We start from the raw sequence: 12,512 nt of genomic DNA on the forward strand, positions 1-12,512 counted from the left end.
ATCGAGTTCCTCGGCATGACCCCGCTGATCATTCTGACGCTGGTACTGCTGTGGCAGTTCGTGCTCGTGGGGTACACGTTCACGCTTGCGGGGAACGCTGCGGACGAGGCGGTACGGGCGGGGACGGCGGCGGTCGACCGTCAGGCCGCCTGCGAGGAGGCGGGGCGCCGGCATCTGCCGGACGCGTGGGAGGGGGGCGCAAGCGTGGACTGCGGCGAGAGCGGTGGTCTGGTCACGGCCGACGTCCACCTCGACGTGCCGGTCCTCTTCCCCGGCTCGGTCGGGTTCCCCTTTCCGGGCGTCGACGGGCATGCGGGGGCCGTCGTGGAGGAGGTGGGCTGAGATGGCGTACCGGCGGAACACTCGCGACCGCGGCCAGGTCGCCCTCGAGTACCTCGGGTTCATCCCGATCCTGATCCTCGTCGCCATGGCCGCCGTACAGATCGGACTGATCGCCTACACGGGGCAGCAGGCCGGCACGGCCGCCCGCACCGGCGCGCGCAGCGCCTCGCTGAACGGGCCGTACGTGCAGGACTGCCAGAACGCGGTCAGCGGCTGGCTGGCCGACGGGACCGACTGTTCGAGCGCTGAGCTCGGCGACGAGGTCGAGGTCACCGCCACCGTCGACATCCCGTCGATCGTCCCCGGCTGGGACTTCGGCGACGCGAACAAGACCGCCACGATGCCGATCGACCACTGAAACAGGGAGCACGGCGATGAGCCTGCGGGCACGGATCAACTCCCCCGAGGAGAACGGCACCCGGGGCGAGGACGGCCACCTGGTCGCCTCGTACCGCGCCAAACTCCTGGAGGAGATCGACCTCGCGGAGATGAGTTCCCTCGCGGCGGCCGAGCGCAGGGCGCGGCTGGAGCGGGTGCTCGGACACATCATCAGCCGTGAGGGCCCGGTGCTGTCGACCGTCGAGCGCTCCCAGCTGATCCGGAGGGTCGTCGACGAGGCGCTGGGACTCGGCATCCTGGAGCCCCTGCTGGAGGACGCGTCGATCACCGAGATCATGGTGAACGGCCCGGACGCGATCTTCGTCGAGCGCGGCGGCCGGGTGGAGCAACTGCCGCTGCGGTTCGCCTCCAACGAGCAGCTGATGCAGACCATCGAGCGGATCGTCTCGACCGTCAACCGCCGCGTGGACGAGTCGAATCCCATGGTCGACGCCCGCCTCCCGTCCGGCGAACGCGTCAACGTCATCATCCCGCCGCTGTCCCTCACCGGCGCCACCCTCACCATCCGCCGCTTCCCCCGCTCCTTCACCCTCCAGGAACTCATCGGCTTCGGCTCGCTGGACGAGCACATGCTGTACCTGCTGGCAGGTCTGGTGCAGGCGCGGTTCAACATCATCGTGTCCGGGGCGACCGGCACCGGAAAGACGACCCTGCTCAACGCCCTCTCCGGCCTTATCCCCGAGACCGAACGCATCATCACCATCGAGGACTCCGCCGAACTCCAGCTCCAGCAGCAGCACGTCATCCGGCTCGAGTCGCGTCCGCCGAACGTCGAGGGCCAGGGCCAGGTGACGATCCGCGACCTGGTCCGCAACTCGCTGCGGATGCGCCCCGACCGGATCGTCGTCGGTGAGGTCCGCGGCGGCGAGTCGCTGGACATGCTCCAGGCGATGTCGACCGGCCACGACGGCTCGCTGGCCACGGTCCACGCCAACAGCGCGGAGGACGCCCTGATGAGGCTCCAGACCCTGGCCTCCATGTCCGACGTCGAAATCCCCTTCGTCGCCCTGCACGACCAGATCAACAGCGCCGTCGACGTGATCGTCCAGCTCACCCGGTTCGCCGACGGCGCCCGCCGGGTCACCGAGATCGCGCTGCTCGACAGCCACGGCAGCGAGCCCTACCGGCTGGCCACCGTCGCCCGCTTCAACGCCCAGCCCATGGCCGCCGACGGCCGCATCTACGGATCCTTCGAGTACTTCCCGCTCACCCGCCGCACCGCCGACCGCCTCTACATGGCGAGCCAGCCCATACCCCAGGCCTTCGGCGTAGCCCAGTCCGCAGACCAGCTAGCCACCCGAGAAGCCAGGTAGGCAGGAACCGTCCCCATGGAACTCCAGACCCTTGTCTCGCTCACCACCGGCATCACCCTGCTGACCTGCGTCCTCGCCGTGGCCGGACTGCACGCCTACGCCACGGGAAAGGCTCAGCGCCAGGCACTGGTCGACCGCCTGTCGTCCACCGGCCAGATCCCGGTGGTGGGCCGCCGGCGCCACTTCCCGACCCTGGACCGCCGCCTGCGCCGCACCAAACTGGGCCGGAAACTGGAGCTGCGGCTGGCCGCGACCGGCCTGGACGTGACACCGGGCGAGTTCTTCGCGGCGATGCTCGCCACGGTCGCGGGTCTGTGGCTGATCGGCCAGGCCACCCTGGCCCCCTTCTTCGGCCCGATCGCCGGACTGCTGGGCATCTGGGTGGCGCTGCAGTTCCTCAACTGGCAGCGGCAGAAACGCATCGAGAAGTTCATCAACCAACTCCCCGAACTGGCCCGCATCCTGGCCAACGCCACCCAGGCCGGCCTCGCCCTGCGCACCGCGATCGGCATGGCCGCGGAGGAACTGGAGGCACCCGCGGGCGAGGAACTGGCCAAAGTGGCCAACCAGTTGGCGGTCGGCGCATCGATGGACGACGCCCTGGGCGAACTGGCCGACCGCCTCCCGTCCCGCGAACTGGTTGTCCTGGTCACCACCCTGGTGCTCTCCAACCGGGCGGGCGGCCAGGTCGTCAGCGCGCTCAGGAACCTGACCGAGACGCTGGAGGAACGCAAGGAGACCCGACGGGAGATCCGCACTCAGCTCTCCCAGGTCAGCATGACGTCGTACGCGGTCCCGGTGATGGGCGTCGGCTCGCTCTTCCTGATGAACGGCGTCAAGGACGGAGCCCTCGACCGTATGACGGCCTCCCCGGTCGGCCAGGCATGCGTGATCATCGCGTTCGCCCTCTACGCCGTCGGCTTCGTCCTGATCCGCCGTATGTCCCGAATCGACGTCTGAGAGGCGGAGGGGTACCTCATGGCACTTCTGCTCGCACTGCTCATGGGCCTCAGCGTCTGGGGCGTCTTCGCCGGCATCCGGATGTACCGGGCGGAGGCGAAACTGCCCGGCGACCTCGCCCTCGCCCTGGAGGTCGGCTCGACCCGCACGGGCGCGGTGGACTCGCTGGTCGACCGCCTGGGCATGCGGTACGCGCCCGCCGTATTGCGCATGATGGGCCCCAAGCAGGTCGCCAAGTACCGCCGCAGGATCGACCTGGCGGGCAACCCCGGCGGCCTGACGATCGACCGGTATGCGGCGCGGCGGGCGGTCTACGGCTTCCTGGGCGGCCTCGGCGGCCTGGTGTTCCTGCTCCAGGGCAACGTGTTCATGGCGCTGCTCCTGTTCGCGTTCGGCGCGTTCTGGACGGAGGTCGGCATCTGGTCGGCGATCCGGCTCCGCAAGGACGTGATCGAACGGACCCTGCCGGACTTCCTCGACGTCCTCGCCGTCGTGGTGAGCGCCGGCCTCGGCTTCCGTCAGGCCCTCGACCGGGTCTCCTCCCGCTACGAGGGCCCCTGGGCCGATGAGATCCGCATCACCCTCCGCCAGATGGACCTCGGCATGAGCCGCCGCCAGGCCTTCGCCGAGCTCCGACGCAGGAACGACTCCGAGCAGGTCGCGATGTTCGTCACCGCGTTGCAGCAGGGGGAGGAACTGGGCGCGCCGATCGTCGACACGCTGGTGTCCCTGGCCAAGGACATGCGCCGCACGGACGCCCAGAACGCCCGCCGCAAGGCGGCCCGCGCCGTCCCCAAGGCCACCATGATGATCACGACGTTCATGGTCCCGGCGACGATGCTCCTCCTCGGCGCGGGCCTGCTGCTCGGCTCCGGTACGGACTTCGGCTCGATCACAGGTGAGTGACGACCATGACGACACCGCCGACGATGAAGGAGGGCACGGGCCTTCTGCGCCGCCGCCCCAAACTGCCTGAGATCACAACGCCGCCCACGGGGACGGTGTTGCCGGCGCATGTGCGGTCGGGGGCACCGGACATCCCGGTGACGTCGGTTACGCCGGCGTTGCCGGCGGGGTGGGTGCGGGCGGATACGCCGGGGCTGCCGGCGTCACCCCCGAGCGGCGGGACAGCCGCCAATGGCGCTCAGCCCCCACAGGGGCCACCCGCACCTGACCACGATGGCCGCACGGGTGGTGCGGGTGGGAACCCAAACCCGGCCGAAGGCCGGGTGCCCCCCCACACACCCGCACCCTCCATCCAAATCAACGCCCTACAAGCAATGTGCCGGCAGGTATTCGGCTTCCGCCTGGCCATGATCGCCCTGGCCGCCCCCGCCGCTCTCCTGAACGCCAACCCGGGCGTGGGCGCGTACCTGGTGGGCGCAGCCGTAGTAGTCACCTTCATGGCGTCCTACGTCCTCTTCAGAGACTGGGAACGCTTCGGCCCCCTCCTCCTCCGCCACCCCTCCCTCCTCGCCCTGGACACCCTCCTCGGCTCCCTCCCCCTGATCTCCGCAGGCCCCGACACCACCCTCGCCTACGTCAGCGTCTGCACCCCCCTCCTCGCCGGCCTCGTCTACAGCTGGCGAGGCGCCGCAGTCTTCGCGTCCCTCCAGTCGCTGATCCTCGTCGTCGTCCACGCCACCCTCACGGACACCCCGGACGCCACCCCCGCCGAAACCCTCCTCCTCCCCGGCCTCTGCGTCATCGCAGGCGCGGTCGGCTCGACCCTGCGCAACCTGATGCTCCGCTTCGGCGAGGCCACCCACGCCCTGACCACGGTCCAGGCCCGCCTGGCCGTCACGGAGGCGGTGGCCGCAGAACGCGCCCGCCTGGCCCGCGAACTCCACGACTCCGTCGCCAAGACCCTCCACGGCGTGGCCCTGGCGGCCGACGGCCTGGCAGGCTCGGCCGGCAAATTGGACCCACGCTTGGTCAAACAACAGGCGGAACTGGTCGCCCGCTCCGCCCGCCGAGCCGCCGCAGAATCCCGCGAACTCCTCACCGACCTGCGCCGCGAGTCGGACCCCGACCACGGCACGGACGTACTCGTCGAACTCGCCGCCCGCACCCGAGACTTCACCACCCGCACCGGCCTCGCGGCCACCTACCGCCCCACCGGCGAACACGCGGTGCCCCCCGTCCCCCCGGCCGTGGCACGCCAACTCCTCACGATCGCATCGGAGGCGATGGAGAACGCCCACCGCCACGCGGTGCCCACCCGGGTCGACGTAACGGCAGGCGTACACGGCGACCTGCTCCGCATCACCGTCTACGACGACGGCCGCGGCCTGCCCCCCGGCACCACCCTCGAACAACTCCGCCGCGCAGGCCACTTCGGCCTGGTCGGCATGGTCGAACGCGCCGCCTCGGTGGGCGCCCGCATCCGCATCGGCCGCGGCACCCACCCCCGCGGCACGGAAGTACGCCTGGACCTCCCGCTCGCAGCCCTGAGCACACCCCCAGCCTGACCGCCGCTCCGCCCCACGACCAGAACCAGAAAGGAGGCCGAACGATGCCGGACACCCAGCCCCACCTGCCCCATCCCGGCTCGCCGCCGCCGTCCCCACCCCCACCCGCGCCGACGCCCTCGCCCCAGACCCCGTTCGCCGACTTCCCGCCACCCCCTCCAACACCCCCCCTCCGCGTGGTCGTTGCCGACGACAACCCGGTGGTCCGCGCCGGCCTGACCGCCCTCCTCTCCGGCCGCGAGGACATCACGGTCGTGGCGGAGGCCGCCGACGGCCGCGAGGCCTACGACGCGGCCCAGGCCCACCACCCCGACGTGGTCCTCCTGGACGTCCGCATGCCCGGCGTGGATGGCATCTCGGCCCTCCCGTACCTCGTACGCCTGGCCCCGGTCGTCATGCTCACCTACAGCCGCGAGTCGGAAATCGTCCAGGAGGCCCTGCGCCGGGGAGCGGGCGGCTACCTGGTCCACGGCGAGTTCACAGCAGACCAACTGGTCGCAGCGGTACGGGACATCAAGCAGGGCAGGCCCCACTTCACCCCCACAGCAGCAGGCGCGCTCCTGGCACAACTCCGGCAGGAACAAAGCGGCACGCTCGGCGAACCGCCACTCCCCGACGGCCTGGGCAGGTCGAATGCGACTGCAAACCCCGAAGTCGCGGTGCGAACTGGAAGTTCCTCTCTCAGTCACGCACCTGCACCGCCTATTTCTCCAGAAAACCTTTCGCAGCTGCAACCGGATATGGCACAGTCGTCGTCGTACCGGGCAAGGTTCCAACTCAGCACGAGGGAGGCGGAGATCATGGACCTCATCGCATCCGGCATGAACAACCAACAGATCGCCGCCACCTGCTTCATCAGCGAGAAGACGGTCAAGAACCACATCAACCGCATCTTCGCCAAGCTCCACAGCACAAGCCGCTCCGAAGCCGCCGCCAAGTGGCTGGGTACGGCCCCCGGCTCACAGCGGGGACTGGGGTGACCTGCGGTGACCAGTGGGGGGACGAACAAGCAGCGATGGGCCTCGGGTTGGGCCCGTGATTGGGCCCAGGGGCCCTCTGGCGGGAGGGGTGTCCCGCCGTACGTTTCCGGTATCGCAACCGGCACCGAAGCCGATACCGGAGGGGAACACCATGAGCAACTGGATCAACACCACGGTCACGTACTTCCAGGCCCGCGCCGCCCGCAACGACAAGGGGCAGACCGCGGTGGAGTACCTGGGGATCATTGCGGTGGTTGTGGCGATCGTGCTGGCGATTACTGGTACGGAGATCGGCGACACGATCTTCACTGCGATCACGACCAAGATCGGCGAGGTCACCGGCGGCTGATGCGGCCCCGTAGGTACGGCGACGCAGGGCAGGCCTTCCCCATCTACATCACGGTGGTGGCGGGCCTGCTCTTTCTCGCGTTCGCGTATCTTGCGGTCGGCCAGGCCGCGGCGACTCGGAACGAGGCCCAGACGGGGGCGGACGCCGCAGCGCTCGCAGCGGCCCAGGACAGGCGGGACCAGCTTGCGGGGCTGTGGCTGAAGAACGTGCTGGACCCGAGCCTTTGGCAGGACATCTTCGACGGCAACGTGGATGGGCTTGACCCATCGTGCGGGCGCGCAGATCAGCTCGCGGCACAGAACGGCGCCCGAGTGCTGGAGTGCGTGCCGGAGGGCTTCCTGGGCTACAAGGTCGAAGTTGAGACCAACGAGCCCGTAGGCGACACCATCGTGCCCGGTACGGAGGACAAGTACGCGCGGGCATCCGCCACGGCCGTCATCGAGCCACGCTGCACCTTCGAGCTCCCGGGTGAGGGGGCTGGCGGCGACGTGCTGCCGAGGCTCACCTGCAAGGACAGGGACTGGGTCCTGGACCCGAAGAGACTCCTCGAGCTCCCGGGACCAGAGGATCTCTTCGACGTTCATCTGGCCGACTGACAAGCGAACGACGAGGATGAAGGAAACGGAGTCATGAGCATTCGGTTCACTACGAAGGCCCGCAGGGGGATGGTCGCGTTGACCGTTGCGGCCGGTCTGGCCCTCGGTGTGGCCGGCTGCGGCGGCGGTGGCGGCGAGGACAAGAAGCCGGATAGTTCGGCGTCTGCCTCCAAGGAAAGCGGCTCCCAGCCGAGTGCTCAGGACGATCAGGCCGAGGAGCCGTTGGCGGAGTTGAAGGGCTCGGATGGCCTGCTTCTTCAAATCACCTCTGCTCAGCGCGACGCCGGGGGCTTCGTCACGGTGAGCGGCAATCTGAAGAACGACGGCGCAGACCAGGTGACCGTGCCCGCCGCCGTGAGGGGAACCGAGACGGAAATCCGGGCGCACGGCACCTCACTTGGTGGTGCGACCCTGGTCGACAGTCAGGGGAAGAAGCGTTACTACGTGCTGCGTGACACGGACGGTCGTCCGCTCACGACGACTGGCTTCTCCTTGCTCAAGTCGGGTGAATCGGTGGCCGTCTTCATGCAGTTCCCGGCTCCGCCGTCCGACACGGCCGAAGTCACCTTCCAGCTGCCGACGTTCTCCAGCGGCACCATCACGATCTCCGGGTGAGGCCCACCATGACCAACACCCGCCTCACCATCGTCCTCACGGCCGCCTCAGCGATGGTCGCCACGAACCTCTACGGTGCCGCGACGGCCCACGCCGATGACGGCCCCAGCGTGCCGCCCGGCACCGAGGCCACCGCCGCCGCCCCGGTCGAAGTCGACGCCAACGACCCCGACCTCAAGATCCCCGAGGGCGCCACCCTCGCCGAGCCGAAAGTCCTCGACATCAAGCAGGTCGTAGAGGACCAGAGCGGAGACGAACGCCGCGAGGACACCAACGCGGATGTGAAGTTCGCCCTGCAGGCCGAGGTGCTGTTCGGCAAGGACAGCGCGAAGCTCAGCGGCGAGGCGAAGTCCCGTATCGCGGCGATCGCGGAGGAGATCAAGACGCAGAACGCGACGAAGGTCCGCGTCTTCGGCTTCACCGACAACCTCGGTTCGTCGGCCCACGTAGACGTCCTGTCCAGGCAGCGCGCCAACGCCGTACACGACGTCCTGGACGGGGAACTGAACGACCCCGACATCACCTTCGAGGTACGGGGCTACGGAGAGCAGTACCCCATCGCCGACAACTCGACGGAGGCCGGCCGCAAGAAGAACCGCCGGGTCGAGGTCTCCTTCCCACGCACGGAGAGCTGAGCGAGCCCCCGCCGGGAGTGCCTCGGCGGGACCGGTGCTTACACGTGACCGTCGGGGCCGCCCGCTTCTTGGCCAGTGTCGTGCTTCCACGGCCCGCCTCAAGGGCGCTGCGCGTCGCCTGACGGCGATCGGCCTTCGGCCGACCCTTGACCCCGTCCGTTCCAGCACGGGTGAGAAGCGAGCGAGCGGCCCGGAAAGGCGGGTGCCCCAGGTCGGCCGGCCATGCGGGTGGGCTGTGCGGCTGGCCGGGGTTGGGGGCGCGTCAGCGGCTCGGCGGCACGCGGACAGGCTTAGAGCGACCGAGGATAGAGGTCATCTCAGGCGGCGTGCGGTTGGGCGGTTCGGCCACCGGTAGAGGTCTCTGGCTCGCCGAATCAGCGCGCGAACGGTGACGAATGCAGCGGCAAGGTAGAGGTAGAAGTCGACTACTCGGCCCTCTCGCTCGAAGCAGCGCAGGATCTTTCCGTAGCCATTCATCCAGGATTGGGTGCGTTCGACCACCCACCGTTTGCCGGCTTGGATCGGGGCGGGCACGCCCTTGCGGGCGATCTCGCCAGTGAGGCCCTGCTCATCCAGAACCCGGCGGCTGGGCTTGCCGTCGTAGGCGGAATCAAGATGCACGGTGGCGTCAGTGGGTAAGTGCCCGATCTGATGCCTGGCCGCTTCGATGGTCGGTTCGAGCAGGACGGAGTCGTGCTGGTTGGCCCCGGCTGATACCAGGCCGATCGGTATCCCGCCGCCGTCGACCAGAGTCGAACGCTTGAGACCCTGCTTGCCACGGTCGACCGGCGACGGCCCGGCCTTGTCGCCTTTGCAAGGGGCCTTGGTGTGATAGCCGTCGGCGGACAGCTCGGACAGGTCCAGGCCGATCATCTTGTCGTAGGCGGCCAGCGCGATGCGGTGCAGTTCCTGCGCCAGCCCCAGACTGGCCAGTGCTTGACCCGGTCTCGGATGGTCCAGTCCGAACACCCGACGGTGGCGACCCGCTCATAACCGGAGCCGTGCACCAGCGCCTCAACAACCAGACGAAATACGGTCTTGTCGGGCACGCGTCGGCGGTGACAGCCCAGCGGATGCGTAGGGTCGGACTCGGGTCGCTTGGGCAATAGCGCCGAAAACTGCTCCCAAAGAGGCTCGAACAGGGATGACGGCATGACAGGCACGGCCCCTCCGGTATGGGCGCGGCGGCACGTACAGCGGACACCCGGGCCGTGCCTGCGCATCAAATTGACATGCTGGGTATGTCGCGGAGCGATCCTTTGACCGGGGTGGAACGCCGTCGGCATCGGCCTATCTGCGTGGGAGCGGCGCTCTTGCCGCATCCCTGCACGGGCGTGGGGGATCAGGCCAGGAGATGCGCGGCGAGTTGCTCCCACTGCCGCTTGGGCGGGGTTCGGGATGTGGCGGTGAGGAGGTGGAGGCTGACGTGGTCGGCTCCGGCGTCAAGGTGTTCTTGGACCCGGCGGGCGATGTCCCCGGCATGGCCGTGGGCCACGAGCGCGTCGACGAGCCGGTCGCCGAGCGTATCCGCGTCCTCGTATCCCAGGTCGTGCAGCAGAGTGCGGCGGTTGGGCAGGGCCGCCGCGGCCGTGGTGCGGGCCAGTTCGGCAGTGTGGGAGCGGTCGGGGCCCACCACGCACAGTTGGGTGACGGCCAGGAGCGCGTCGGGTCCGAGTACGGCCCTGGCGGTGCGGGTGTGCTCGACGGGCATGCCCAACACGTTCGCGCCCCAGGCGCGTTCGGTGGCGAGGGCGAGCATGCCGGGGTCCAGGGCCGCGAGCACGCGGTGCGGCGAGGCCGTTGTGGCGGGTGGCCCGAACGGGGCGGCGTCCAGCGCGTCGAGGTAGGAGCGCATCGCGGCCGGTGGGAGGCTGAAGCGGTGGCCACGAACATCCTCGGCGATGCTGGGGTGGCTCTCCCACAACCCGAGCAGGAATCGCCCGGGGAACGCCTCCTCCAGGGTGCGCTGGGCGGCGGCGGTCGTCACCGCGTCGCGCGCGTAGATGTCGGCCATGCCCGCGGCCACGGTGATCCGCCGGGTGGCCGACAACAGGATCGCGGCCTGCGCCATGGCCTCCCGCCCCGTTGTCTCCGGGAACCACAGGGTGCCGTAGCCGAGGTCCTCGATCGCGGCCGCGGCCTCGCGGACGCCGGCCGCAGGGTGGTTGTCGAGGTCACCCGCCCAGATCCCAACGCGTCCGAGGTCGGGCCCCCGGGCGTTCACGCGTGCTGCTCTGCGGCGCGCTGTGCGGCCAGGAAGGCGGCGATCTGGGCTGCGCCGGTGCGCTCCAGCCAGGTGCGCAAGTCCATCGCCCCGGGGTGGATCCGGCGCGTGGCGGGGATGTCCGCGCGGTAGCCGCGTTCGTTGAGCCACTCGTTGGCGAACGCGAAGTCCTCGCTGAGGGCCCGGATCACTTCGATCGGGATCCGGACGTAGGGCAGCGGGTGCCCCAGTGCACGCGAGATGGCCGCAGCGATCTGAACCGGCGTGAGTTCGTCCGCGGCCAGCGTGATCGCCCGGCCGATCCACTCCTGAGGTCGGGAGAACGCCAGCGCGGTGACGAAGCCGACGTCGTCCACGGCCATGATCTGCTGAGGAGTGTCGGGCGCGAGAGCGGTGGCCAACGCCCCACCTTGCAGCGCGTATCCGCCGGTGAAGTTCTCCATGAACGAGACTGGCCGCAGAATCGTCGCGGGCAGGCCAAGGCCGGCGATGTGCTGCTCGATCCGCCACTTGCTGATCAGGTTCTGCGGCAGTGCCTCGCTGCCGTGGCGGTCCGCGCCAGCGACCGAGGTGAAGACGAAGTGCGCGACGCCCGCGGCGTGTGCGGCCTCGGCGACCTTCATCCCCCAGCGGACCTCGTCCTCGGCGCAGAAGTCCGGCGCGGTGCCGGGGGAGCCGACCGTGGGCTGGACGCTGAACATGCCGTAGGCGCCTTTGGCCGCGGCGATCAAGGAAGCGACGTCTTCCATCTCGGCGCGCACGATCTGCGCGCCGACGCTCGCCAGTTCCCTGGCCGGTGCCCCGTTCGGGTCGCGGGTGAGAGCGCGTACCTGCCAGCCGCTGTTGAGCAGGTGCCGTGTCACCGCCCGGCCCTGCAGGCCGGTCGCCCCCACCACGACGACGGCCTTCCCTGTCGGTTCCACGGTCTCTCCTCATCTCGTCCATGCCAACAAAGGGCCGCACCCCATAACTGGGGTGGCCCTCCGGTTACCGCTCGATACGATATGGAGGGCCACCCCAGTTAGCAAGCCGTCAGGAGCTCCCGTGCCCAAGGACACCGCTGTCCCGCCTCCCCAGCCGATGCGCGCCGATGCACGCCGCAACTACGACCGGATCGTGGCCGCCGCCGAGAGCGTCATCGCCGAACACGGCGCCGAAGCCTCTCTCGAGGAGATCGCCCGCCGCGCCGGGGTCGGCTCGGCCACCCTGCACCGGCACTTCCCCTCCCGGCAGATGCTCCTGGAGGCCGTCTTCAAAGGCCGGGTGGAGGCTCTCTGCGCCACAGCGCGCGACCTGCTCTCCGACCCCGACCCAGGAGCCGCGCTCGTCACCTGGCTCCGCGCCGTCAGCGCACACGCCGTAGCCAACCGGGGCCTAGGGGCATCACTGATGCGCGGCGCCCGCGACGGCGACCCGACGCTGGGAGACACCTGTCACACGATGATCGTCAACGCCGGTGACGAACTCCTCATGCGCGCTCGCCAGGTGCACGCCGTACGCCACGAGATCACCACCACACAGCTGCTCAAACTCGTCAGCGCCATCTCCCAGGCCACCGAGCAGGAATCCGACGGTGCGACCGAGGCCGACCAACTGCTCGCCCTCGCCATCGACGGGGTACGCACGCG

14 protein-coding genes and 1 pseudogene are annotated in these 12,512 nt (G+C 69.5%); 12 read left to right on the top strand and 3 right to left on the bottom strand.

Features of this window, described 5'->3' with window-relative positions; genetic code table 11:
- The 11 genes from ACTWQJ_RS32880 to ACTWQJ_RS32930 form a co-directional block, all read left to right on the top strand.
- On the top strand, positions 1 to 342 hold a 342-nt coding region (locus tag ACTWQJ_RS32880; RefSeq protein ID WP_443310158.1), incomplete at its 5' end, for a pilus assembly protein.
- Position 343: 1 nt separating this feature from the next.
- Complete coding sequence (locus ACTWQJ_RS32885; RefSeq protein ID WP_443310159.1) at positions 344 to 700, top strand: TadE/TadG family type IV pilus assembly protein; 357 nt, start codon at positions 344 to 346, stop codon at positions 698 to 700.
- Positions 701 to 716: 16 nt separating this feature from the next.
- Positions 717 to 2,054 carry a CpaF family protein gene (locus ACTWQJ_RS32890; protein ID WP_443310160.1) on the top strand — a complete coding sequence of 446 codons (1,338 nt, stop codon included), beginning with the start codon at positions 717 to 719 and terminating at the stop codon, positions 2,052 to 2,054.
- Positions 2,055 to 2,069: 15 nt separating this feature from the next.
- On the top strand, positions 2,070 to 3,014 hold the full coding sequence (locus ACTWQJ_RS32895; protein WP_443310161.1) for a type II secretion system F family protein: 945 nt from the start codon (positions 2,070 to 2,072) through the stop codon (positions 3,012 to 3,014).
- Between the two features lie 18 nt (positions 3,015 to 3,032).
- On the top strand, positions 3,033 to 3,920 hold the full coding sequence (locus ACTWQJ_RS32900; protein ID WP_443310162.1) for a DUF5936 domain-containing protein: 888 nt from the start codon (positions 3,033 to 3,035) through the stop codon (positions 3,918 to 3,920).
- Positions 3,921 to 3,925: 5 nt separating this feature from the next.
- On the top strand, positions 3,926 to 5,485 hold the full coding sequence (locus ACTWQJ_RS32905; RefSeq protein WP_443310163.1) for a sensor histidine kinase: 1,560 nt from the start codon (positions 3,926 to 3,928) through the stop codon (positions 5,483 to 5,485).
- Positions 5,486 to 5,529: 44 nt separating this feature from the next.
- Positions 5,530 to 6,465: a response regulator gene (locus ACTWQJ_RS32910; protein ID WP_443310164.1), complete on the top strand. Its 936-nt coding sequence runs from the start codon at positions 5,530 to 5,532 to the stop codon at positions 6,463 to 6,465.
- A 151-nt stretch (positions 6,466 to 6,616) separates the two neighbouring features.
- Entirely contained in the window at positions 6,617 to 6,814 is a 198-nt protein-coding gene (locus tag ACTWQJ_RS32915; RefSeq protein WP_443310165.1) for a Flp family type IVb pilin, read from the top strand.
- On the top strand, positions 6,814 to 7,410 hold the full coding sequence (locus ACTWQJ_RS32920) for a pilus assembly protein TadG-related protein (RefSeq protein ID WP_443310166.1): 597 nt from the start codon (positions 6,814 to 6,816) through the stop codon (positions 7,408 to 7,410). Before ACTWQJ_RS32915 ends, ACTWQJ_RS32920 begins: the two co-directional genes overlap by 1 nt.
- 33 nt (positions 7,411 to 7,443) lie before the next feature.
- Entirely contained in the window at positions 7,444 to 8,025 is a 582-nt protein-coding gene (locus ACTWQJ_RS32925; protein WP_443310167.1) for a hypothetical protein, read from the top strand.
- Between the two features lie 8 nt (positions 8,026 to 8,033).
- Positions 8,034 to 8,660 carry an OmpA family protein gene (locus tag ACTWQJ_RS32930; RefSeq protein ID WP_443310168.1) on the top strand — a complete coding sequence of 209 codons (627 nt, stop codon included), beginning with the start codon at positions 8,034 to 8,036 and terminating at the stop codon, positions 8,658 to 8,660.
- A gap of 312 nt (positions 8,661 to 8,972) precedes the next feature.
- Here ACTWQJ_RS32930 and ACTWQJ_RS32935 read toward each other — a convergent pair.
- From ACTWQJ_RS32935 to ACTWQJ_RS32945, 3 genes and pseudogenes are all read right to left on the bottom strand, one after another.
- A pseudogene (locus ACTWQJ_RS32935) lies at positions 8,973 to 9,823 on the bottom strand (IS5 family transposase).
- A gap of 179 nt (positions 9,824 to 10,002) precedes the next feature.
- On the bottom strand, positions 10,003 to 10,884 hold the full coding sequence (locus ACTWQJ_RS32940; protein WP_443310169.1) for a TIGR03620 family F420-dependent LLM class oxidoreductase: 882 nt from the start codon (positions 10,882 to 10,884) through the stop codon (positions 10,003 to 10,005).
- A complete protein-coding gene (locus ACTWQJ_RS32945) occupies positions 10,881 to 11,807 on the bottom strand; it encodes an NmrA/HSCARG family protein (RefSeq protein ID WP_443310170.1) in 927 nt (308 codons plus the stop codon). The genes ACTWQJ_RS32940 and ACTWQJ_RS32945 overlap by 4 nt, the downstream gene beginning before the upstream one ends.
- 121 nt (positions 11,808 to 11,928) lie before the next feature.
- Between ACTWQJ_RS32945 and ACTWQJ_RS32950 the strand changes: the two genes are divergently transcribed.
- The coding region (locus ACTWQJ_RS32950) for a TetR/AcrR family transcriptional regulator (RefSeq protein WP_443310171.1) at positions 11,929 to 12,512 on the top strand (584 nt) is incomplete at its 3' end.

It is taken from the genome of Streptomyces sp. KR55 (genome assembly GCF_052245645.1).
In the GTDB taxonomy this organism is placed as follows: Bacteria; Actinomycetota; Actinomycetes; order Streptomycetales; family Streptomycetaceae; genus Streptomyces; species Streptomyces flavusporus.